The organism is Olivibacter sp. 47 (genome assembly GCF_030372825.1).
In the GTDB taxonomy this organism is placed as follows: domain Bacteria; phylum Bacteroidota; class Bacteroidia; order Sphingobacteriales; family Sphingobacteriaceae; genus Olivibacter; species Olivibacter oleidegradans.
This window is the reverse complement of sequence record NZ_JAUCNR010000001.1, coordinates 5,705,886-5,727,251: the sequence shown is the minus strand read 5'-3', so window position 1 is coordinate 5,727,251 and position 21,366 is coordinate 5,705,886. Positions and strand designations below refer to the sequence as shown.

The following is a 21,366-nucleotide window of genomic DNA, read 5'->3' as shown; positions in this document are numbered from 1 at the left end:
CTTACAACATGAAGCTGGTTATTATAAGTCCCGAAACATTCATTAGGAACGAATCAAAAACTGTTAATCAACTGTTTGATCATGGGCTGGAAGTCTTCCACGTAAGGAAACCAAATGCGGATATTAAATCTATTCGAAAATTTATCCAATCCATTGATCCTTTCTTTCATCACAGGTTAATTGTTCATGGCGACTGTAATCTGCTTCAGGAATTTAATTTGGCAGGCATCCATTTGAAGGCAGGTGAATTTGAGGTTTTAAAGGAGCAGAGGGGGGTTATTTCCAGTTCGGCACATTCAATAGCGGAATTTATAGCAATGGACAGGCCTTGGACACAAATTTTTATCAGTCCTGTTTTTGATAGTATTTCAAAAACAGGATATCGTAAGGCCCCGCATTTGTTAGAAATGGGAAGCATAACAAGGCAAGGGCAGCTTATTGCTCTTGGCGGTATTTCGGATAGAAATATTGGTCTAATAAAAAGAAAAGGTTTCGACGGCGCAGGGTTATTAGGATATATATGGCTTACAACAAATCCCTTGTCAAATTACATCAATTTAAAGCATCTAGTAGAGGAACGAACTTATGAATCGAATTAAAAAACATATAGAGCGGCTACAATATATTACGCATGCAACAAAAGACAAGTCGATTATCGATCAAGTCCATATTGCGGTGGACGCCGGCATCAAATGGGTTCAATTTAGATTAAAAAATGCTGACGATGATACCTTTAAACAGCAGGCTATGGCTTGTTTGGAAATTGCTAAACGGCACCGTTGTACTTTTGTCATCAATGATCGCGTACATGTTGCAAAAGAAATCGATGCAGATGGCATTCATATCGGAAAAGAAGATATGTCGCCTCGCACGGCGAGGGAAATACTCGGCCCCGATAAAATCATTGGGTGCACAGCAAATACCATTGATGATATTATACAGTTAAGCAACCTACCTATTGACTATATCGGCTTAGGACCCTTTAGATTTACTAGAACAAAAGAAAAACTAAGCCCGATTTTAGGTTTAGCCGGCTATGATGAAATCATGAAAAAGGCAGTGGCTCACAATTTATCCGTTCCTATTATTGCCATTGGTGGAATCCAGGTTGAGGATGTCGGCCCGTTATTCCAAACGGGCGTACATGGTATAGCCGTCTCGGGAATTATCTCAAACAGTAATCACCCACGAAAAGACTGCCAAAATTTACTGAAACAAATAGAAGCACAATCATGTCCAACAGTTTAAAAATAGCAGATAAGATCTTCTCCTCCCGTTTGTTTACAGGTACGGGAAAATTTAGCTCCTTGTCGATTATGGAAGAGGCCCTGCTCGCATCAGGGTCTGAATTGGTGACAGTCGCACTGAAGCGTATCGATGTTACGCCACAAGATTATTTACTCAAACATCTCGATCATCCACAAATTAGCTTGCTGCCCAATACCTCCGGGGCAAGAACGGCCAAAGAAGCTGTTTATGCAGCAGAGCTTGCTAGGGAAGCCTTGGAAACAAATTGGTTGAAGCTTGAGATCCACCCGGATCCGAAGTATCTCATGCCGGATCCGATAGAAACCCTACTTGCTGCGGAAGAATTGGTTAAAAAGGGATTTGTTGTATTGCCTTATTGCCATGCTGATCCTGTACTTTGTAAACGGCTGGAGGAAGCGGGCGTAGCTGCTGTTATGCCTTTGGGGGCACCTATCGGCAGTAATCAGGGCCTGCAGACACTTCCGATGTTGGAAATTATTATACAACAAGCGAATGTCCCCGTTATTATAGATGCAGGTATCGGTAAGCCAAGTCATGCAGCGCAAGCAATGGAAATAGGAGCAGACGCCGTATTGGTAAATACGGCTATTGCGGTAGCTCCCGATCCAATCAACATCGCGATCGCCTTTAGAGAAGCCGTCCGGGCGGGTAGGATTGCTTACGAAGCTGGAATGGCTATTTCAGGACAAGAAGCACGTGCTTCCAGTCCGCTAACTTCCTTTTTAACGAATACATAATGTTCACAACTACTTTTGATCAGTTTGACTGGGAAACAGAAAAGGCTTCTATCTACAATAAAACACAGATCGAAGCTGAAAAGGCACTGTTGGCAAAGCACCGTACCTACGAGGATTTTAAGGCATTAATTGCACCCGCAGCGCTCCCTTTATTAGAGCAAATGGCTCTATTAAGCCAAAGAGAAACGCAGCGACGTTTTGGCAAAACCATTCAGCTGTATGCACCTTTATATCTGTCGAATGAATGCCAGAATATCTGTACCTATTGCGGTTTTAGTTTGGACAACAAGATACCAAGGAAGACGCTTACGTCATTGGAGATCTTGCAGGAAATTGCTGTGTTAAAAAAAATGGGTTACCAACATGTTCTACTGGTAACGGGTGAGGCGCAACAGCAAGTTGGAATGGATTATTTTAAGAAGGTTATTCCGCTCATTAAACCACATTTCGCTCATATAGCCATGGAAGTGCAGCCACTGGAGGAGTGTGACTACCGAATATTACGTCAGCTCGGTGTTAACACCATTTTGGTTTATCAAGAAACGTATCATCAATCCGATTATAAAATACACCATACCAAGGGCAAAAAGTCAAACTTCAGATATCGCTTAGAAACACCCGATAGAATCGGACGCGCTGAAATCCACAAAATTGGCTTGGGGGTTTTGTTAGGACTTGATGATTGGCGCACCGACAGTGCTTTTGCCGCCCTCCATTTGCAGTACTTGGAAAAGACGTATTGGAAAAGTAAATTTTCCATTTCTTTCCCCCGCCTTCGCCCGCACGCGGGTGGTTTGGAACCAAAAACGGTTATCAACGATGCGGAGCTTGTTCAACTGATTTGCGCGTGGCGCCTATTTAACCAAGATGTAGAGCTTTCCATGTCTACACGTGAAAGTCAGAACTTTCGGAATAACATTATCAAATTAGGTATTACATCGATAAGTGCCGGTTCTAAAACCAACCCCGGCGGTTATGCTGTTGAACCCCAAAGTTTGGAACAATTTGAGATTGATGATACGCGGACACCGGAGGAAATCATTGAGGTTATAAAACAAGCAGGATATGACCCTGTTTGGAAAGACTGGGATGCTATCTTACAACTGGATTGACATTTATTATTGGCTTCATGTTAACTGACAGAGAATATTACGACCGCCAGATAAAGTTGACGGGTTTTGGCGAGTCCGCTCAAAAAAAACTACAACAGGCAAGGGTGCTGGTTATAGGTGCCGGTGGACTTGGTTGCCCGACGTTACAATATCTCGCAACAGCAGGTGTGGGGCATATCGGGATTATTGACGGGGATCTTATTGCTATGCATAACCTACATCGACAGATTCTCTTTAGTCGAGAAGATATTGGCCATTCCAAAGCCTCTGTTGCTGTAAAGAAATTAAAGCAGCTACAACCAGCTGTCCAACTCAAATCCCACCCCTTTAGCTTAAGTGCTGAAAATGCCTTGGACATCATATCACAATACGATCTAATTGTTGATGGCAGCGATAATTTTAATACACGTTATCTGGTAAATGATGCCTGTGTGATAAGCGGTAAAGCCTTCGTATCAGGTGCGGTAAATGATTACACAGGGCAATTGTCGGTCTTCAATTATAATGAAGGGCCAACTTATCGTTGCCTTTACCCTGATGCACCCGATCCTGATTACTGCCATAGCTGTTCGATCAATGGCATCCTCAATGTATTACCCGGCATTGTTGGTCTATTGATGGCAAATGAGGTTATAAAGGTCGTTACAACCTACGGAGATGTATTAAGCGGCAAATTGCTGACAATCGATATTCAAAAAAATCGCTATCAAACCATCTCTTTTGCTGTGGATCCGAACAATAAGAAAATAAACACCTTGAAACACCACAAACATGTAATGCATGACCATGAGGTGCTGACTTATCAACGATTAAATCCCAATACATTACTGGTTGACGTAAGAGAAGATTGGGAATTTGAAGAGAAAAATATTGGAGGTATCAATATTCCGCTCTATGAATTGCCTCATCGGATTTCCGAAATTAAAGGCAATCACCCGATTATTTTTTTGTGTCAATCGGGACTGAGAAGCAAGCAAGCCGCTGCCTTATTTAAAAATGAAAACCGACAAATTATGATCGCTAAGCTGGATTAGGGTCGATTCAGCTTTTCGTTATTCTTGTGTCTTTCGCTATCGCGAATAGACTTTTTATGAAGATTTTTTTCGAGTGCGTCGGTTAGATCAATTCCGGTCTGGTTTGCTAAGCAAATCAAGACAAAAAGCACGTCGGCCATTTCGTCCGCTAAATTTACTTCCTTGTCAGATTTTTTGAAGGACTGTTCACCATATTGTCTTGCCATGATGCGAGCAACTTCGCCCACTTCTTCCATTAACATGGCCGTATTGGTAAGCTCATTAAAATAACGGACACCGGTTGTTTGAATCCAATGATCAACTAATTCTTGCGCTTCCTTTATTGTCATAGTTCTTTATCTAGAAATGAAACTCAATAGTTTTCTTTATCCTTTGTGTTCATTATGATGGTCACGGGTCCATCGTTAAGTAAATCGACTTTCATATCAGCACCAAAAACACCTCTCGCAACAGCTTTACCCATTAACGTTTCCAACTCGTTAATCATTTTATCATAAATAGGCATTGCCTGTAACGGCTTTGCCGCTCGTATAAAAGAAGGCCTATTGCCTTTCTTGGTTTGTGCAAAAAGCGTAAATTGCGATATCAGTAGGATATCACCCTGCACGTCCATAAGCGATTTGTTCATCAACCCTTTGTCGTCGCCAAAAATTCGCATATTGACGATTTTTTGCGCGAGCCAGCGTACATCGTCCTCTCCGTCTTCTTCCTCAATTCCCAATAATATCAATAAGCCGTGTTTAATCTCTCCCGTAATTTTTTCAGATACCTTACAAGAAGCTCGACTGACACGTTGTAGTACCGCTCTCAATTACGTTCCTCCTTTTTAGTCCATAAATGGGCGATGTGAATAAGCGTTAATGCCGCCTTCTGCATATCTTGTACGGAAACCCATTCTTGTTTTCCGTGGAAAGCGTGCTCTCCTGCAAAAATATTGGGACATGGGAGCCCCATAAAAGAAAGTCGCGATCCGTCCGTTCCGCCCCTTATACTTCTCCTGATGGGCTTTAAGCCTGCCAACCGGATGGCCTGAAGCCCGATATTGATAATTGCAGGATATTTATCCAACACTTGCTTCATGTTGCGATATTGTTCATGAATGATCAATTGGTAAGAACACCCCGTATATTGTGCTACGACCTGCTTAGCAATGCTATCCAGTATTTGCTCATGAGCAAGAAGTTGTTCATCCCTGAAATCTCGAATTATAAAATCAATTTTCGCCTGCTCAACGGTGCCCGATATGGAGACGGGGTGAATAAATCCTTCTTTGTCGCTTGTCGTTTCGGGAGAAAGCCTGTCTTTAGGCAATGCACTTACAACTTCAGCGGCAATCTTTATAGCACTCTGCATTTTTCCTTTTGCAAAACCGGGATGGGCACTGATTCCGTTAATGGTAAGTGATGCCCCGTCAGCCGAGAAAGTTTCGTCTTCAATTGAACCAGCGGTTTCTCCATCAACAGTATAACCAAAATCAGCGCCAAGTTTCTCCATATCTACTTTATCTACACCTCTGCCAATTTCTTCGTCCGGTGTAAAAAGGATTCGTATTTTACCGTGTTTTATTTCCGGATGCTTTAACAATAAGGCTACCGCATCCATAATAGCAGCAAGCCCCGCTTTATTGTCAGCTCCTAACAAAGTTGTTCCACTGGCGGTGATGATGTCATTGCCAATCTGCATTTGTAGATCCGGATGGTTTTCCTTCGTAAGCACCTGCGAAGGATCATCCGGTAACACAATGGGGTCGCCCTGATAATTTTTATGGATGATCGGCTTTACATCCACGCCACTACAATCAGGAGAGGTATCCATATGCGAACAGAAACAAATGACAGGTATAGCGGGATCATCAATATTGGCATCCACCGTAGCATATACATACCCAAATTCATCTAAATGCGCATCATGCACGCCTAACGCTTTCAGTTCCTCCACCAGCAACCGCCCTAAATTCTTCTGCTTTTCAGTAGATGGTTGGCTTATGGAGTGTGGATCACTTTGCGTATCTATTTTCACGTAGCGCAAAAAACGTTCGGTAACGCTATACTCCTCGGGCTTTATCAAAATACTCATTTGGTAAAATTAATACTTTCCTGCTATTCTTTTTAAAGCCTCTTTAGCTTTATTCTCTATGCTACTTTCGTAATCGTGGTTTTTCATATTGATTGCTTTACTGTAGCAATCTGCCGCCATTTTATACCGCTTTTTTTCCACATAAATATCTCCGAGGAAGAGTGCTGCATTAGCCGCATAATAGTATTTGCTGTCTTTACCGAAGGCGATTGTGTATTGATAAAACTTGATCGCTCCATTAATCCCGCCGGTTTCATGAAATACGCGAGCAAAACGATAACAATATTCAATTTTATCTCGTTTTTGCTTATAATTATTGGCATTTTCTTTTTCTAAAACGTCCTTTGCTCTTTCATAATAGCCCCCGTCAAATAGAAATCTAGCCTTTAATAAACTTTCATTGGGTACTCCCTCATTTGCTTCATTGAGGGCTTGCTTATCTTTTTCGTCATAAGTGGTCCCGTTAAGCTGTATCTTTGAGAGATAAGCCTTATAATTCAAACTATCGCCCTTCAGCAGAGAAATGTATGCCAAATGAAGATAAGTGTCTTTTATATAGCTTCCTCCTGCACTTTCCTCTAGGAAGCGTTGAAAATCTACCTTTGCTGAAAAATCCAGTTTATGAAGCTTGGCCATTCCCTGTAAATAGTCGAGATAGGGATAATTAACGTAATCGGCACTTTTTGGCTTTGCGATTAAATACGCTATTGCTTCATCGTTATGACCGGTTTTAAAAGCCGTAAATGCGCGGATGTAAAGTTTCAGTAAACTATCATCTTGCATTTTGCCGGTCAAAAAATAAATTTTTTCAAACGCTTGCTTCTTCTTGGTGATGTTAACCCAAACCTGCATCAGATAAAAAACAGATTCGTCATAAAAAATTTCATAAGCTGACCCTGGCAAACTATTCACAAGCTCTTCCAGCATCTTCTCGCCTCTTTGGGTGCTACCGTGTACGCCCAACGTACCCAGCGCCTTCTGCGCGCCCGTGGGTAAGGAGCCGATTACGGCATTTACCATGCCTAAACCTTTTTTGTTAGGAAGAAATTCCGGAAATTTCTCCATGTTTTCATGGAGCATATTATAGGCTTTTTTAATCTCTAGCGCACTGGCCACATACTCTTGGTACTTACCTCGAAGAAGGGCCCATTGCAGGTTTATTTCGGCTTGTGCAAAAAGATAGTAAGGAGAGTTCTTATCGCCTCCACCGAGTTGAGACAAACGGCTTGATTTGTTCTTTTTTAACTTATCGAATGCCGACTTGTCATCGCATGAAAGTATGTAGAAATAGTCAACATAATTCTCCAATAAGGGAATGAAGTTGTTCTCCGGGTTCACCAGTCTCTCTTTTTCGAGATATTGCTTCGCCAAATCCAACCTTAAATTTAAAATTTCTACATAGGCTTGTTTACAATTAGCCGAGAAGTCAAAAGCAGCATAGGTTCTAGGAAATAAACTAAAGGAAAGGGTGAGGAGTAATACTAATTTGCGCGCCATGTGCATTTGATTAACGAATATGATTCCTCTTTATTAGCAGTAACAATGCCAAAATACACCGCCAATAAAAAAGCCCAGGACATATGACCTGAGCTTAACAATATGTTATAATAAATTTTAGGCTTCCAATGTGTTCTCTACAAAAGCCTCATCCACCAAAATACGGCCACAGTGTTCACACACAATGATTTTTTTACGTTGACGGATATCTAACTGTCTCTGCGGTGGGATTTGGTTATGACATCCTGAACACGAATCTCTGTCGATTGTTACGACAGCCAAACCGTTCTTTGCATTATTACGCAATCTGGTGTAGGCAATGAGTAAACGTTCTTCGATGTTTGATTCCGCTTCTTCTGCTTTTCGTAATAACTCGTCTTCGTCTTTTTGCGTTTCAGAAGTTATTGTATCCAATTCCTCTTGTTTAACGGCTAAATCTTTCTTACGTTCTTCTAAATCGCCTTGCGTTTTTTCGTAGATCTCCGTTTTGTTACGAATCTCAAATTCATGCTCACGGATTTTCTTCTCGCAAACCTGAATTTCTAATCCTTGAATCTCAATTTCTTTGGTAATCGCGTCGTACTCCCTATTATTCTTTACCTCATTTAATTGGGATTCATATTTCTTAATAGCAGCCTGCGCTTCCTTAATCATGTTTTTACGATTAACGATAGCGTCTTCTAAGTCATCAAGCTCTGAACGGATCTTTTCCATACGAGTTTCTAGACCAGCTACTTCGTCTTCAAGATCAGCCACCTCGATAGGCAATTCTCCTCGAACCTGACGGATCTTATCAATTTTGGTATGAATTGTCTGCAAATCCCAAAGGGCCTGCAACTTTTGCTCTACGGTTTGTTCCATTAAATATAATAATTTATGGGGTTTGTATTTACTCCGGTTAAACGGACTGCAAAGTTAGGAAATTTTTTTTGAATTATTTCCAACAATAATTCCTGTGTAAACTGCTCACTTTCAAAATGTCCGACATCGGCAATAACAATTTTTTTCTCCGCATCAAAAAACTCATGATACTTATAGTCAGCCGTCACAAACACATCAGCCCCTTGCCGAATAGCTTGAGATAGTAAAAAGCCGCCCGAACCTCCGCAAACAGCAACGCGTTGCACACGCTTACCCCTTAAACGGGTATGCCTTATTACACTCGCCCCCAAACATTGCTTAAGAAGTTCAAGAAACTGGCGCTCTTCTAAAGGCTCCGGTAGGCTCCCTATCATGCCGCTACCTACTTGGTGATGTTTATTTTGAAGTTTATAAATATCGTAGGCAACCTCCTCGTAGGGATGCGTTTCATACATAGCGATCAAAATTTGCCTTTCCCGATGTTGCGGATAGATAACTTCTATTCGTTCTTCGACTTCGTAATGTCGTTCTCCGATCGAACCAACATAGGGATTTGTCTCCGCCCCCGCTTTAAAGGTTCCGGTTCCTGATGCATTAAAGCTACATTCACTGTAATTTCCGATATGACCCGCACCCGCTTTAAACAATGCTGACCGGAGCTGCTCTGCTTGCGTCTTCGGAACAAAGACAACCAGTTTATTCAATAGTTCCTCTTTAGGCGAAAGGATGGATAGCTGTTGAAGACTTAGCTTTTCCGCGATCTTCTTATTGACTCCTCCATAAATATTATCCAAATTGGTATGAATGGCATAAAGAGCAATATCATGCTTAATAGCCTTCATTACAACACGTTCAACGTAGCTACGTCCATTAAAGCGCTTTAAACCTTTGAATACAATGGGATGATGAGCGATAATTAACTGACATCCCAAGTCAATCGCTTCGTCTACGACCTCTTCTGTACAATCGAGTGATATAATAGCCCGATCAATATTCTGATCAGGGTTTCCCACGATCAATCCTGAATTATCGTAAGACTCTTGATAAGAAAGAGGGGCAATCTGTTCTAAATAATCTATTAATGCAGCTAAAATCATGATTTAGTTTTCTTCCTCCTGATGCTCTTGTTGTTCGCTAAGGAATATATTATGGTCTTTTAACAATTCCCTAAACTTGTTCATTTTAACCCAATAGGCAAAGAAATAGAAAAAATAGACCAAATTCACTCCCATTAGGATATTCACGGGGAGTGGAAGCATGGTAATGATATACAAAATAGCAACGGTAATACCGGTTGATCGTCCGGGAAATTCCTCCTCAGCAATCTTACGATCATAAAATTCATTCGTTAAAGAATCCGACATACGTCTTGCCAATTCAAAGTTCCAATAAATGTTAAAAATCGGAATTAACACTAAAAACGCTTCGCCCGGTTTCATGAATCTATTTTCCGGTGCGATCAATTTCAACGTAGCCCTAAACGTATTTGCATACAAAACTTTGATAAATAAAAAGAGAGCAGCCAAAGCTCCTGCGGCAATTAACGTTTCCCGGTCAATATTATTTATATCCAATTCCATTGGTACGAAAGTACATCAAAAACTTAGATAACTGAATTTTATGTGCAATTTACAAAACCCATACGTTACCTAAGCAGCCAACTTCCGATCCATCTTGCGCAAAACATAAAGAATATTGGTAATTAAAGGTTCTTAGGCTTATTCATGAACCAAAGGCTCACTGCCAAATTCAGCAAAATCCCGACCAATAAAGCCCCCCCAAATCGCCCCATGTATTCTTCCATATAAGGCTGCCTTTCATACTGTAATAATATCGCCGTAGCCAAGCCTGCAAGTACTCCGCCTACCAGTAAAATCATAAAACCTTGAACAAATGCCCGAAAAAACGAAATCTGATGATTAGGCAGCGTATTTTTATAATGAGCGATTCCAAAATAGAGCCCTAAAAATGGGATAAAAACAGAAAGATATTCCATCCATGAAATTCCTAAGAATCCTGCTGAAGACCCTCCGCCGGTTTTCTGAATAACGAAAATCCATATTCCGCTTAGAATGCCGATGAGAACACCGTATGGCCATGCTTGTTTCATAATCAGTGCTTTTAAATTGTTTCTGTATAACAAGATTAATATATTATTGTTTAGTTACTCCCAGTCGCGGCTCGGGTTCCCGATATCGAACGACCGTTGCGAATGTTGTTTTATATAGTTATTTTAGTTTACCGGTAAAAACGCATTACATTGGCATTTCAAAAAAGAGTAGAAAAACATAATGAAGCTGATTTATTGAGTCGATATAAATCTACGGGAGAATTACACATATTGGGCGTGTTATACGAACCATATATGCCGCTCGTTTATGGTGTATGTTTAAAATACTTAAAGGATGAGGCTCGCAGCGAGGATGCTGTTATGCAGATATTTGAACAGCTTATACAGAAGCTACGCATTCATACTGTTAATAATTTTAAAAGCTGGCTATATTCATTTGCTAGAAATTACTGCCTAATGGAATTGCGTGCAGCCAATAAAGAGACTACCATCTCCATAGAAGAAAATTCTTTTATGGAAAATGAGCTCGTTGAGCATCAATTCTTAGGAGAAGATATGCTTGAAAGCAAACTCACGCAGATGGAGAAATGCTTAGAGCAATTAAATATGGAACAGCGAGAATGTGTTCGGTTATTTTACTTGGATCAGAAATGCTACAAAGAGATATCAGACCTCACCGGCTACGATTTGAGTAAGGTTAAAAGCTATATACAAAATGGCAAACGGAACTTAAAAATATGTATGGAAAAAAATGACAAGTAACATAACGAATATTATACGAATTCAGCAATACCTTAAAGGAGAACTATCTCCTGAGGAAATGAACAAATTGGAACGGGAAGCATTGGATGATCCTTTTCTGAATGATGCATTGGAAGGTTATCTACAAAAGGGTGTAAACACACAACACTTAACTTTACTTCAACAACGCTTACAGAATAGAATAACGGAGCAGCCACAAGAAAGAAACCGCATGCTTTTTACTTCGCAAAGGCTCGGCATAGCAGCTGTTGCTTGTTTGTTGTTTGTTTTGGCTTGTGTCTTGCTTTGGATGGTTAACACCCGAAATACAGCAAATAAGACGAACCGAGAGGTAACGGTAGAACTGAACACAGGTGACCCTATTCCTTCCGGCAACGGATTATCAATTGCAAGAAAGTTAACAGCATCCTCGGCATCGCCGGCAGCCGGATGGGATCACTTTAATGATTACATCGCGAAAAAAGCGAAGTCCAATATGGCTAAAGGAGTCATTGTTCTTCGGTTTCAAGTAAACCAACAGGGACGGCCATTCAACATACAGGTAATAAAAGGCACCGAATATAGTCAGCTAAACGAAATCAAACAGCTATTGAAAGGTGGACCGGCTTGGGAAGCGAATAAATCGGGGGAAGTTGAGTTTGTTTTTGAATAGATGTAATTCTATTCAAAAACAAACCTGAAGCTCTTTATAAAATATAATGCATAATGCCATAAGTGATGCCCGCCAAGATTGCGGATACAGGAATGGTTAGTACCCATGCCCATAGCAAACTGATTGTTACGCCCCAACGGACAGCCGACACACGCTTAACCAAACCAACACCTATAATGGAACCTGTAATCGTGTGGGTTGTAGAAACCGGGATTCCGAAGTGCTCGGTAATTCCTAGGGTTAAGGCTCCCGCTGTTTCGGCACCAACTCCCTCTAAAGCTGTCACTTTCGTGATTTTTGTTCCCATTGTTTTTACAATTTTCCATCCACCGCTCATGGTTCCTAATGCGATCGCACTATAACAGGTTAAAGGGATCCATTCCGGCATATGATCGGCATTTGGTAAATACCCGCCTGCTACCATGGCAACTACAATAATTCCCATAACCTTTTGCGCATCGTTTCCTCCGTGAGCAAAGCTCAAAGCGGCCGACGAAACTAACTGCAATCGCTTAAACCATTTTTCTGCAACCGCCGGGCGAGACCGTTTTGCCAAGTGCAAAATTATCAGCGTTATAACAATTGATATCAGCATACCAATTACAGGGGCCAACACAATGAAAGAAATTATCTTTAGGGTAGGTCCTAAGTTGATGGCACCCATAATGGAATCACCCAGAAATAGCGCATGGGCCATGCCCGCACCTGCAAACCCACCGATCAGCGTATGTGAGGAGCTGGAAGGAATTCCGTAATACCAGGTAAATAAGTTCCAGCTGATGGCAGCAATCAATCCGGCTAGGATAACTTCTAACGTAATATAATTTTCAACTACTGTCTTCGCTATCGTATTGGCAACTTTGTGATCTGTAAAATAGAAATAAGCCGCAAAATTAAATGCTGCTGCCCAAAGCACAGCCTGAAAAGGTGTCAGCACTTTAGTTGATACAATGGTGGCAATGGAATTAGCTGCATCATGGAAACCGTTTATATAATCAAAAGCAACGGCTAGCACAATAACAACGACCAGTATGGTTAACATAGATTTTAAATTTTAATTAGTGAAGGGCTTAAATGTAAAAATAGCACGCGCAAGATGCTACGCATTTTTCACTAAAATACTTTCTAACACATTCGCCACATCTTCACACATATCGGTTGCGGTTTCCAATGTAGCAAGCACCTCTTTATACTTTATAAGAGATATCGCATCTTTTTCGTATAAGAACAGGTCGCCTATCGCTTTATTATAAACGTAGTCGGCTTTGTTTTCCACACTATTTACACGAACGCAAGCATCTGCGATACTTCGCACATTTTTCAAATTTCTTAACTCATGCATACCCTTGGAAAGCGCAGTAACCGCTTCCACAATCAGCCCCGCTAATTCGCGGATTGGATCTGTAATGGTATCGACATGATACAGCTCCATCCGATTTGCAGAATCAAAAATATAGTCAGCGATATCATCCAAAGCACTTGCAAGTGTATGAATATCCTCACGATCAAAGGGAGTAATAAAGTTCTTTCCTAACTCCAGATGTATTTGATGGGTGATTTCATCCCCCTTGTGCTCCAAATCTTTAACCTTTTTATAAAGCGTTTTTCTTTGTTCTAGATCATCTGTATTAACTGCCTCGTGAAGTGCTTGGGCGATGTCTATCAGGTTAGTACTTGCCTGTTCAAAAAGAGGGAAAAACTTTTTGTCTTTTGGAACGAAGTATTGGAATATACTGTTTAGCGACATTTTGTTTTTTATATATTATGTTGCAAAGGTATATCCTTTATGTTAAGTTAATGTTAAGTTTGTGCTAACTCTATCCAAATGAACATTTGTGTAACAAGGAAAACGGTTCATGTATTTAAGCCTTTGCTAAAGTAAACCCAAAGGTTGAACCCAATCCTTCAGTACTTCTTACGGAAATTGTTTGTTGATGCGCTTCCAGTATATGTTTCACGATGGCCAATCCCAATCCTGATCCACCAATTTGCCGTGAACGACTTCGATCGGTTCGGAAAAACCGTTCAAATAAGCGGGGCAAGTACTTCTCCTCAATGCCGATGCCATCGTCCGTTACCTCGATGAGCACCTGGTCATGCAACTCGTAGGTTTTAATATAGGTGTGCCCCTTTTCTTTGCCGTACTTAATAGAATTGCTAATTAGGTTGACCAAAACTTGTCGAATTTTTTCTCGATCGGCGTTTACAAAAATTGGATAACTATATTTCTGCTTAAAGATTAGTTCTATATCATGCTTTTCTGCTTTTAGTTCTAAGGATTCCATTACTTCCTTAACGAGCAGGGAAAGATCAAATCGTTGGTAATTTATTTTAATTTCACCGCTTTCCAATTTAGCTATTTCATCCAAGTCTTTGATGAGATAACTTAGCCGATCAATGTTGTTGGAGGCTTTTTGCAAAAAGACTTCTGCTCTTTCAGGATCTTCATACATAAGTCCATCTTGAACGGCTTCTAAATATCCCTGAATAGCAAAAAGAGGTGTTTTAAATTCATGCGATATATTTGAAAGGAACTCCCTTCTAAATTGTTCCTGGTTTTTCAATGCATCTATCTCAATTTTCTTTTCCCTCGCCCAGGCTCTTACTTCTTCATGCACATCGTTGATAGGATCGTCACCCAATTGCTCGCCCAAGGCTTCCTTTAAATCTTTACCCAATTTAAGGTTATGGATCATTTTGTAAATGAGCGTAATCTTTCGATAAATATAGCGTTCAATGAGGTAGTAAAAAACAAAAAAGCTGCAAATGAACGCAATAACAAACGTTATTAGGAAGTAATACCAACTATGCTGAAAGTAGAAGTTTACCGAACTTAATGATAAAGCAACAATTAATGCATTTATTGAGACCAGCAACTTAAATTGCATAACCGGTTTAGTTTAAAACTTTTTAATTAATAGGCTGCTCTTCATCAAATTCACCCAAGATGGTGATGCCGCCCTTCACTTTATCGCCCAGCTTTACATTCACCTTTGTTCCTATAGGCAAGAAGACATCTACACGAGAGCCAAATTTAATGAAGCCAAATTCTTCTCCTTGCTTGACTTCTTTGCCTTCGTTAACATACCATACGATTCGCCTCGCTAGTGCTCCGGCGATCTGCCTAAACAAAACCTCTACGCCAAATGAGCTTTCTACAACGATTGTCGTTCGCTCGTTAAGTGTTGAAGATTTTGGATTCCAGGCCATCAAGTATTTCCCGGGATGATATTTAAAAAATTTGACGATACCGGTAATGGGGCTCCGATTACTATGTACATTAATCGGCGACATGAAAATGGATACTTGTAATCGTCTGTCTTTAAAATATTCTGTTTCTTCTGTTTCTTCAATAACCACCACCTTCCCATCTGCCGGGCATAATATCTTTTGTTCACTTGGACTGATTTTACGGATTGGGTTCCTGAAAAACTGTATAACCGTCACAAGAAGTACAAACGAAAGTATATATACGATCCACGTCAATATACTATTGTCTGAGTAAAAAAAATGCACCAACGCATTTATTACAAAAACAAATAATATTGAAAGCGCTAATGTCGTATAACCTTCTTTATGGAATTTCATTAGAATAATTTATTATTGTGTGTGCCCTGTAAGGTCATTATTTCGATACAAACTTAGCATATTTTTTCCTCAGAATAAATTATTAATAATCTTGCATGCCCATATCGCTGTGTCATATCAAGTTTGTTCATTGCATCATGCACAGGTACAGATAATAGGATGGATTATATCGCACGATATATGTCCTTTAAATTACGGCCGATGCCGTTATAGTCAAGACCATACCCCACAACAAATTGATTCTCTATTTCAAAACCAACATAGGCAATTTCTTCAAAATCATGTTCAAGCGCATCCGGTTTTAACAGCAGGGTGCAAACAGCAATAGAAGCCGGTTCTTCTTCCGCGATTAACGCAATCACTTTCTTCAGCGTATTGCCGGTATCTACAATATCCTCCACAATTACAACCTCTCTTCCCTTGAGCGGATGACTGAGGCCAATTAGGTTTTTCACTTCTTCTTCCCGTTGATCACCTCGATAGGAGGCCATTTTCACAAAACATACCTCTGAAGCAATATGTACTTCTTTCATCAGATCGGCCATGAACATAAAACAGCCATTTAGCACCCCCACGAACACCGGTATTCTATTTTCATAGGCTACATTTAGCTGTATCCCTATGAGCCGTAATCGCTTTTTTACCTGCTCATGCTCGATCATTAGCTCAAAATCTTTCTGATCTATTTGTATTTTCATCAATCCTGCTGCTCGTCTTTTTTATCTTTTCCAAAAAGCCTTTCAAAAAAACTTTTTGCTTCTTTAAGCTCTTCCTCCAAAATGTCCGGTTTAACCGTATCCACTTGAAGCGTATCGGGCCTTGCGGGCCGGAGTGCCTCCCTAAGCGTTACGTTATAAAACCCGTAACTGCTACTATCGCGCGGCACGAGGCCACGCCGGGCCATAATACCGCCTATTAGCCTAAAATAGCCTCCTAGGTAGGGCTTTAAATGGCCATCATACTGGAATGGATAAAGGCCTGTCTTTGGTTTCGGTATGATACTGGCCAGATAAATGCTTTCTCCTACATTCAACTGGGAAGGGTGCTTTCCAAAATAAAATCGCGATGCTTCTCCGATTCCATATACGTTTCTACCCCACTCAATAATGTTAAGATAAACCTCAAACATTCGATTTTTACTGACTATCTGATTATTTTCAATCAGCCAAACCATCAATATCTCTTCTATTTTTCGCACCAATGTCTTTTCTCTTCCAAGAAAAACGTTTTTTACTAATTGCATGGAAATCGTGCTACCCCCTCGTTTAAAAGCTTTGGCTTTTAAGTTGGCCGTAATAGACATTTTAAATGCATCAATCACAAAGCCTTTATGACTAAAAAAAGAAGGATCTTCGGTGGTCAACACCGCATTCCTGAGATTGGGTGATATTTCATTAAGTGGCGTGAAGTTGGGATTATTGGGCGACACATCAATACTACGCATCGCCTTTCCGTCTTCATAAGGTATGTAAGTAAATGGCGTATTAATCTTTGCTAAATTCGTTTTACCCCATGAATTTATGCGAAACCCTTTTTTATCCATTCCCGCAGCGAGACGTACACTGTCAGGATTATCTAAATCTACAAATAAATCTAAGTGGTACTTCAATTTTCCCGAAACCCTAATGCCTTCCAAATTATCAAACATTCCATGAGGAAATGAGTCAAACATATCCTGCGCATCAATTTCCGGCATCTCTACACCCAATTCCACCGTACGATGTGGTTTAAAGGTTATCTTTCCAAAAGGATGGGCAGACAATTTTTTTATTTTCACTTCCGAACTCCTGTCCAAACCGATGTAGTTTTCGCCCACCAAGACCTTCGCATCGATATGCCCCTGTGGAATGACGATTTCCTGCTCAGCTATCCTCCAGTGTTGAACAACAAGATTTTTGGCCGCCCACCCTCCTGATATTTGTAGTTCTCCGCCATTCATCGTCACCTTTCGCAAATCCGTTTCCAATGTATCAAACTTTAAGGTAAGTCCATACTTCTTTTTGATAACCGGTAATTCAACTGCTTTGCCCTCGGCATAAACTTTAAAATACAATTGCTTTTTAGACGGACGTACGCGCCCTAAAACATGCCACACCGCTTCATTCCCATTAATTTTTACAGTAGAAGACAAATCACCGTCATCAATGATGGCTTTTGGTACCGTTATAATTTGCTTAGCACTATCGTCCACATAACTTGCCTCGAAATTGGCAAGCTTCATGTTTTCGGGAATTTTATAAAGCACGCTGTTGATTAGCTTATTGGCCAATTCGGCTAAATTCATTTTGGTGCCCCGTTGCGTAGTGTCTGCCTTTTTCTGCTTAAACAAGAAATCATAATTACTCAGGCTGTCTTTTTTTACAAAAGATAAGGAAGCATCGTGTAGATTCAGCGCAGAGACTTTTACATCTCCTGATAAAAGTGGCCAAAGTTTCACGGTGACATCTAAATAATCAACGCCCAATAGCTGTTCCCGTTGGTTTGGTACCACGCGAAAGCCTTCGAATGTCACGGTACTAAAGCCAGAAAAATACGCTTTATCTATCTTTACATAGAGGTCATAATCCGTTTGAGCTTGCTTTTTTATTTGCTGCAGCGCTTGCTGCAACAAGCTTTCCCTTTTATTATAGATGACGCCGAGCGCGATCGCTAACACCACCAAAATCGTCCCCAGAACGATTAGCGCAATTTTAATGTGCTTCGGATGAATTTTTTTTAAATATTCTTTTATCATAACGGGTGGACGCACTATTATTCGTCAAAAGTAACACTATTCTCTCATTATTAATGGTTCATTCACATCAAAGATAGGGGGATGACTATCGACGCAATGTATACTGTACGTTTGTTTATAAAATGTAGAAATACCGCAAACCCGGGTAAAGACCGCATTATCTACCCTATATTTCGTATTTTTGTACAAAATATGGAGTTCAATGATAACTAAAGAACAGATATTACATGCTTTAAGTTTTGTTGAAGACCCTGATTTCAAAAAAGATCTTGTTACCTTAAACATGATCAAAGATATTGAAATCACACCACATAAAATCAGCTTCAGTGTTGTGCTTACAACGCCTGCTTGTCCTATGAAAGATCATATTGAACATGCTTGCCGTAATGCGATCGCGCACTTTGTCGACAAAGAGATTGAAGTTTCCATTAACATGACATCTCAGGTAAAATCGGCTCCCAATCAACAACTGGATAATATTAAAAATATTATCGTTGTGGCTTCAGGAAAAGGAGGAGTAGGGAAGTCAACCGTTGCAGCTAATTTAGCGTTAGCACTTCATCTTAAAGGAGCAAAAACCGGCTTATTAGATGCCGATATTTATGGTCCATCCATCCCTATGATGTTTGGTGTGGAAGGCGCACGTCCCAAGGCTTCTAAGACAACCGATGGAAAAACGAAAATAGAACCGATTGAAAAGTTCGGGATTAAACTATTATCTATCGGTTTTTTTACGGATCCGAATCAGCCTATTCCCTGGCGAGGGCCAATGGTAAGTGCTGCTATCAAGCAGTTGTTTAACGATGCTGATTGGGGCGAATTAGATTATTTAGTGGTTGACTTGCCTCCGGGTACCGGCGATGTACACATCACAGTAGCTCAAAACTATCCCGTTGCAGGAGCCGTTATTGTAACGACGCCTCAAAATGTTGCCTTGGCCGATGCGACAAAGGGTATTGGCATGTTTATGATGAATACGATTAATATCCCTCTACTAGGGGTTGTTGAAAACATGGCCTATTTTACCCCCGCGGAACTACCTGACAATAAGTACTATATTTTCGGAAAGGATGGCGGCAAACGACTGGCTGAAAAGTTTGATGCTCCTTTTTTGGGCGAACTTCCTTTGGTCAAAAGCATTAGTGATGCCGGTGATAATGGCTATCCCATTGTAACTGATGAGGACGAGCTTATTTCCAAAAACTTTATATCAATTGCCGAAAAAGTGGCGCAACAACTGTCCTTACAACATAATATAAAGGAAGTACAAAAGCCGGATTTTACACAGTAAATAATTTTTAGTATCTTTACATCTATTTTAAAACCACAAAGGTTATGAGCTTACAGGAGAGAGTAGAAGAAGCACTAAACACCCTAAGGCCTTATCTCGAGGCGGATGGTGGTAATGTAACCATAGAAGAAATTACGTCAGAGAATGTCGTTCGCTTGCGCCTGTTAGGATCGTGTGCGTCTTGTTCAATGAGTATTATGACTTTTAAAGCGGGTCTGGAACAGGCCATTCAAAAAGCTGTTCCCGAAATTACCGCAGTAGAAGCAATTAACATTACCGATCCAAATGACCCGAATGCTACCATGCCCCAGCGTGTTAACTAATTGACGCAAATCCTTTTAACATTATTTAACAGGAGCTTTTGCTGAGTTTTGGTAGTTTTATTGCATTATGAAAAAAATCGTTTTTGTAACCTGCTTGCTTATTTTAAGTGTGTCTACCTTGGCATTTGCCCAACAACATACCGAAAAGAAGCTGGTACAGTTTAGCGGAGTTATACATAATGCGGATTCAAATATCGCTGTGCCCTATGTAACATTGACAAATCTCTCTTATCAAAAGCAGCTGTTTAACGCAAATCATCAGGGTTTCTTTTCTTTTGTAGCCCATGAAGGGGACACGATAAAACTCAGCGCTGTAGGATATCGTTCCGAGCAATTAGTGATTCCTAAAACCACCACTAACAAAGTGACGGTCAATTTAACAATGAAGGCGCAAATTATCGATTTGCCCGTCGTCACGGTTTATCCATGGGCCAGTATAGACGAATTTAACTACGCATTCATGAATTTGCAGATCGCCGATGACGATTATCTAATCGCTCAAAGAAACCTTTCTTATGAGTCATTGGTAGCGATGTCTAAGGTAGTTCCAAGAAACGCAACCGAAATACAAAATTTAGACGCGACCAGCAGACATATTGGTTTAACCAATAAGACTGTCAATCAACGCAATTCCAACGCATTGTTTAGTCCCTTAGCCTGGGCAAATTTTATCAACCAAATTACGCAAGGAAATAAGAGTCGAGCGAGCGATAATTAGCTGTACTCCCTTACATGATTAACTTTTTATCCATCGAATTTTTTCTTCGACAGGTTTTCGTTGGCCTTCTGCTTCTTTTTCATGATGATATCCTAGATAAAAAAGTCCCAAACATTCCTCATTTTGACTGAGTTGCAGAAAATCGCTCATCCCACTCAAGGTACCCGGCGTACTCCAGTATCCACCTATGCCTTTCGCTTTTGCTGCAAGCCAAAGATTTTGCGTCGCACACCCAACAGCCGCTATTTCCTCCCAACGCGGAACGATTCCACTATAAGCTATGTTAATTGCAATTACCGCCGCAGATTTTAGAATTTTTTCCTTGATATTATCAAACTTCTTTATCAAAAACTGCTCTTCTTTCGTTTGCACTCGATATAATTCGGCCATCTTATCAGCAAGCGCTTGGAGCCCTTGCCCTTTAAATACCGTAAAAAACCACGGTTGGGTGAGCTTATGACTTGGTGCATAATTAGCATATGTCAGAAGTTCCTTTATAATTTCATCAGGAATATCTTGATCGATATAACTTACAGGAAAAACACTTCGTCTATATTTTATATTATCCAGAATTATCTTTTCAGTAGACATATGTTTGTCGTAATTAAATGAACGGTTGCTACATGCTATAAAAAGCCATA

General features: G+C 40.4%; 25 protein-coding genes. 10 read left to right on the top strand and 15 right to left on the bottom strand.

Annotated features, from left to right (window positions below):
• The first annotated feature begins 8 nt into the window (after positions 1-8).
• Genes QT327_RS24815 through QT327_RS24795 form a run of 5 tightly spaced genes read left to right on the top strand, consistent with a single transcriptional unit; the run spans position 9 to position 4,152 of the window.
• Positions 9-599 carry a thiamine phosphate synthase gene (locus tag QT327_RS24815; RefSeq protein ID WP_041387157.1) on the top strand — a complete coding sequence of 197 codons (591 nt, stop codon included), beginning with the start codon at positions 9-11 and terminating at the stop codon, positions 597-599.
• Positions 586-1,248, top strand: a complete 663-nt coding sequence (locus QT327_RS24810; protein WP_130854583.1) for a thiamine phosphate synthase — start codon at positions 586-588, stop codon at positions 1,246-1,248. Before QT327_RS24815 ends, QT327_RS24810 begins: the two co-directional genes overlap by 14 nt.
• Positions 1,233-2,006, top strand: a complete 774-nt coding sequence (locus QT327_RS24805) for a thiazole synthase (protein ID WP_130854584.1) — start codon at positions 1,233-1,235, stop codon at positions 2,004-2,006. The genes QT327_RS24810 and QT327_RS24805 overlap by 16 nt, the downstream gene beginning before the upstream one ends.
• Positions 2,006-3,118, top strand: a complete 1,113-nt coding sequence (gene thiH, locus QT327_RS24800; RefSeq protein ID WP_130854585.1) for a 2-iminoacetate synthase ThiH — start codon at positions 2,006-2,008, stop codon at positions 3,116-3,118. The genes QT327_RS24805 and thiH overlap by 1 nt, the downstream gene beginning before the upstream one ends.
• A gap of 17 nt (positions 3,119-3,135) precedes the next feature.
• Positions 3,136-4,152 (top strand): HesA/MoeB/ThiF family protein, encoded by a 1,017-nt coding sequence (locus tag QT327_RS24795; RefSeq protein ID WP_130854586.1) that lies wholly within the window; start codon positions 3,136-3,138, stop codon positions 4,150-4,152.
• Here QT327_RS24795 and QT327_RS24790 read toward each other — a convergent pair.
• The 8 genes from QT327_RS24790 to QT327_RS24755 all read right to left on the bottom strand — a co-directional run bounded on the left by QT327_RS24790 (position 4,149) and on the right by QT327_RS24755 (position 10,696).
• Entirely contained in the window at positions 4,149-4,481 is a 333-nt protein-coding gene (locus tag QT327_RS24790; protein WP_013664672.1) for a nucleotide pyrophosphohydrolase, read from the bottom strand. The two genes, QT327_RS24795 and QT327_RS24790, sit on opposite strands and share 4 nt — an antisense overlap.
• 23 nt (positions 4,482-4,504) lie before the next feature.
• Positions 4,505-4,963, bottom strand: coding sequence for a D-aminoacyl-tRNA deacylase (gene dtd / locus QT327_RS24785; protein ID WP_013664671.1), 459 nt, complete (start codon positions 4,961-4,963; stop codon positions 4,505-4,507).
• Positions 4,960-6,228 carry a peptidase T gene (gene pepT, locus QT327_RS24780; RefSeq protein ID WP_149105157.1) on the bottom strand — a complete coding sequence of 423 codons (1,269 nt, stop codon included), beginning with the start codon at positions 6,226-6,228 and terminating at the stop codon, positions 4,960-4,962. The genes dtd and pepT overlap by 4 nt, the downstream gene beginning before the upstream one ends.
• 9 nt (positions 6,229-6,237) lie before the next feature.
• Positions 6,238-7,725: a tetratricopeptide repeat protein gene (locus QT327_RS24775; protein WP_130854588.1), complete on the bottom strand. Its 1,488-nt coding sequence runs from the start codon at positions 7,723-7,725 to the stop codon at positions 6,238-6,240.
• Positions 7,726-7,842: 117 nt separating this feature from the next.
• On the bottom strand, positions 7,843-8,586 hold the full coding sequence (locus tag QT327_RS24770; protein WP_013664668.1) for a zinc ribbon domain-containing protein: 744 nt from the start codon (positions 8,584-8,586) through the stop codon (positions 7,843-7,845).
• Positions 8,586-9,683: a Nif3-like dinuclear metal center hexameric protein gene (locus QT327_RS24765; protein WP_130854589.1), complete on the bottom strand. Its 1,098-nt coding sequence runs from the start codon at positions 9,681-9,683 to the stop codon at positions 8,586-8,588. The genes QT327_RS24770 and QT327_RS24765 overlap by 1 nt, the downstream gene beginning before the upstream one ends.
• Positions 9,684-9,686: 3 nt before the next feature.
• Entirely contained in the window at positions 9,687-10,166 is a 480-nt protein-coding gene (locus tag QT327_RS24760; RefSeq protein WP_013664666.1) for a hypothetical protein, read from the bottom strand.
• A 122-nt stretch (positions 10,167-10,288) separates the two neighbouring features.
• On the bottom strand, positions 10,289-10,696 hold the full coding sequence (locus tag QT327_RS24755; RefSeq protein WP_013664665.1) for a DUF4199 domain-containing protein: 408 nt from the start codon (positions 10,694-10,696) through the stop codon (positions 10,289-10,291).
• Between the two features lie 150 nt (positions 10,697-10,846).
• Between QT327_RS24755 and QT327_RS24750 the strand changes: the two genes are divergently transcribed.
• Together QT327_RS24750 and QT327_RS24745 are read left to right on the top strand one after the other, a co-directional pair.
• Positions 10,847-11,419 carry an RNA polymerase sigma factor gene (locus QT327_RS24750; protein ID WP_149105156.1) on the top strand — a complete coding sequence of 191 codons (573 nt, stop codon included), beginning with the start codon at positions 10,847-10,849 and terminating at the stop codon, positions 11,417-11,419.
• A complete protein-coding gene (locus QT327_RS24745; protein WP_130854591.1) occupies positions 11,409-12,071 on the top strand; it encodes an energy transducer TonB in 663 nt (220 codons plus the stop codon). Before QT327_RS24750 ends, QT327_RS24745 begins: the two co-directional genes overlap by 11 nt.
• 34 nt (positions 12,072-12,105) lie before the next feature.
• Here the strand turns inward: QT327_RS24745 and QT327_RS24740 are convergent, their stop codons facing one another.
• The 6 genes from QT327_RS24740 to QT327_RS24715 all read right to left on the bottom strand — a co-directional run bounded on the left by QT327_RS24740 (position 12,106) and on the right by QT327_RS24715 (position 18,393).
• Positions 12,106-13,113 carry an inorganic phosphate transporter gene (locus QT327_RS24740; protein WP_013664662.1) on the bottom strand — a complete coding sequence of 336 codons (1,008 nt, stop codon included), beginning with the start codon at positions 13,111-13,113 and terminating at the stop codon, positions 12,106-12,108.
• Between the two features lie 57 nt (positions 13,114-13,170).
• A complete protein-coding gene (locus tag QT327_RS24735; protein ID WP_013664661.1) occupies positions 13,171-13,818 on the bottom strand; it encodes a DUF47 domain-containing protein in 648 nt (215 codons plus the stop codon).
• Between the two features lie 115 nt (positions 13,819-13,933).
• A complete protein-coding gene (locus QT327_RS24730; protein WP_013664660.1) occupies positions 13,934-14,959 on the bottom strand; it encodes a sensor histidine kinase in 1,026 nt (341 codons plus the stop codon).
• A 22-nt stretch (positions 14,960-14,981) separates the two neighbouring features.
• Positions 14,982-15,659: a phosphatidylserine decarboxylase family protein gene (locus QT327_RS24725; protein ID WP_013664659.1), complete on the bottom strand. Its 678-nt coding sequence runs from the start codon at positions 15,657-15,659 to the stop codon at positions 14,982-14,984.
• 164 nt (positions 15,660-15,823) lie between these two features.
• A complete protein-coding gene (gene hpt, locus QT327_RS24720; protein ID WP_013664658.1) occupies positions 15,824-16,357 on the bottom strand; it encodes a hypoxanthine phosphoribosyltransferase in 534 nt (177 codons plus the stop codon).
• Positions 16,357-18,393: a transglycosylase domain-containing protein gene (locus QT327_RS24715; RefSeq protein ID WP_130854592.1), complete on the bottom strand. Its 2,037-nt coding sequence runs from the start codon at positions 18,391-18,393 to the stop codon at positions 16,357-16,359. Before QT327_RS24715 ends, hpt begins: the two co-directional genes overlap by 1 nt.
• 202 nt (positions 18,394-18,595) lie before the next feature.
• Between QT327_RS24715 and QT327_RS24710 the strand changes: the two genes are divergently transcribed.
• The 3 genes from QT327_RS24710 (at position 18,596) to QT327_RS24700 (ending at position 20,725) form a co-directional block, all read left to right on the top strand.
• The gene (locus tag QT327_RS24710; protein WP_130854593.1) at positions 18,596-19,684 is read left to right on the top strand and encodes an Mrp/NBP35 family ATP-binding protein; all 1,089 of its coding nucleotides are present in this window, start codon (positions 18,596-18,598) and stop codon (positions 19,682-19,684) included.
• A 44-nt stretch (positions 19,685-19,728) separates the two neighbouring features.
• Positions 19,729-20,007, top strand: coding sequence for a NifU family protein (locus tag QT327_RS24705; RefSeq protein ID WP_013664655.1), 279 nt, complete (start codon positions 19,729-19,731; stop codon positions 20,005-20,007).
• A 67-nt stretch (positions 20,008-20,074) separates the two neighbouring features.
• Complete coding sequence (locus QT327_RS24700; RefSeq protein WP_013664654.1) at positions 20,075-20,725, top strand: peptidase associated/transthyretin-like domain-containing protein; 651 nt, start codon at positions 20,075-20,077, stop codon at positions 20,723-20,725.
• An 18-nt stretch (positions 20,726-20,743) separates the two neighbouring features.
• On the opposite strand, the gene QT327_RS24695 is transcribed toward QT327_RS24700, so the two are convergent.
• A complete protein-coding gene (locus QT327_RS24695) occupies positions 20,744-21,316 on the bottom strand; it encodes a nitroreductase family protein (RefSeq protein WP_130854594.1) in 573 nt (190 codons plus the stop codon).
• Positions 21,317-21,366 lie beyond the last annotated feature (50 nt).

What these genes read in the sequence shown, in the direction of transcription:
- thiH (WP_130854585.1), top strand. Translation starts at nt 2,006, where the DNA reads ATGTTCACAACTACTTTTGATCAGTTTGACTGGGAAACAGAAAAGGCT.
- QT327_RS24730 (WP_013664660.1), bottom strand. Translation starts at nt 14,959, where the DNA reads ATGCAATTTAAGTTGCTGGTCTCAATAAATGCATTAATTGTTGCTTTA.
- QT327_RS24765 (WP_130854589.1), bottom strand. Translation starts at nt 9,683, where the DNA reads ATGATTTTAGCTGCATTAATAGATTATTTAGAACAGATTGCCCCTCTT.
- QT327_RS24700 (WP_013664654.1), top strand. Translation starts at nt 20,075, where the DNA reads ATGAAAAAAATCGTTTTTGTAACCTGCTTGCTTATTTTAAGTGTGTCT.
- QT327_RS24705 (WP_013664655.1), top strand. Translation starts at nt 19,729, where the DNA reads ATGAGCTTACAGGAGAGAGTAGAAGAAGCACTAAACACCCTAAGGCCT.
- QT327_RS24815 (WP_041387157.1), top strand. Translation starts at nt 9, where the DNA reads ATGAAGCTGGTTATTATAAGTCCCGAAACATTCATTAGGAACGAATCA.
- QT327_RS24770 (WP_013664668.1), bottom strand. Translation starts at nt 8,586, where the DNA reads ATGGAACAAACCGTAGAGCAAAAGTTGCAGGCCCTTTGGGATTTGCAG.
- hpt (WP_013664658.1), bottom strand. Translation starts at nt 16,357, where the DNA reads ATGAAAATACAAATAGATCAGAAAGATTTTGAGCTAATGATCGAGCAT.
- QT327_RS24740 (WP_013664662.1), bottom strand. Translation starts at nt 13,113, where the DNA reads ATGTTAACCATACTGGTCGTTGTTATTGTGCTAGCCGTTGCTTTTGAT.
- QT327_RS24760 (WP_013664666.1), bottom strand. Translation starts at nt 10,166, where the DNA reads ATGGAATTGGATATAAATAATATTGACCGGGAAACGTTAATTGCCGCA.
- QT327_RS24795 (WP_130854586.1), top strand. Translation starts at nt 3,136, where the DNA reads ATGTTAACTGACAGAGAATATTACGACCGCCAGATAAAGTTGACGGGT.
- QT327_RS24805 (WP_130854584.1), top strand. Translation starts at nt 1,233, where the DNA reads ATGTCCAACAGTTTAAAAATAGCAGATAAGATCTTCTCCTCCCGTTTG.
- QT327_RS24695 (WP_130854594.1), bottom strand. Translation starts at nt 21,316, where the DNA reads ATGTCTACTGAAAAGATAATTCTGGATAATATAAAATATAGACGAAGT.
- QT327_RS24790 (WP_013664672.1), bottom strand. Translation starts at nt 4,481, where the DNA reads ATGACAATAAAGGAAGCGCAAGAATTAGTTGATCATTGGATTCAAACA.
- QT327_RS24810 (WP_130854583.1), top strand. Translation starts at nt 586, where the DNA reads ATGAATCGAATTAAAAAACATATAGAGCGGCTACAATATATTACGCAT.
- QT327_RS24710 (WP_130854593.1), top strand. Translation starts at nt 18,596, where the DNA reads ATGATAACTAAAGAACAGATATTACATGCTTTAAGTTTTGTTGAAGAC.
- QT327_RS24725 (WP_013664659.1), bottom strand. Translation starts at nt 15,659, where the DNA reads ATGAAATTCCATAAAGAAGGTTATACGACATTAGCGCTTTCAATATTA.
- pepT (WP_149105157.1), bottom strand. Translation starts at nt 6,228, where the DNA reads ATGAGTATTTTGATAAAGCCCGAGGAGTATAGCGTTACCGAACGTTTT.
- QT327_RS24775 (WP_130854588.1), bottom strand. Translation starts at nt 7,725, where the DNA reads ATGGCGCGCAAATTAGTATTACTCCTCACCCTTTCCTTTAGTTTATTT.
- QT327_RS24735 (WP_013664661.1), bottom strand. Translation starts at nt 13,818, where the DNA reads ATGTCGCTAAACAGTATATTCCAATACTTCGTTCCAAAAGACAAAAAG.
- QT327_RS24715 (WP_130854592.1), bottom strand. Translation starts at nt 18,393, where the DNA reads ATGATAAAAGAATATTTAAAAAAAATTCATCCGAAGCACATTAAAATT.
- QT327_RS24755 (WP_013664665.1), bottom strand. Translation starts at nt 10,696, where the DNA reads ATGAAACAAGCATGGCCATACGGTGTTCTCATCGGCATTCTAAGCGGA.
- QT327_RS24745 (WP_130854591.1), top strand. Translation starts at nt 11,409, where the DNA reads ATGACAAGTAACATAACGAATATTATACGAATTCAGCAATACCTTAAA.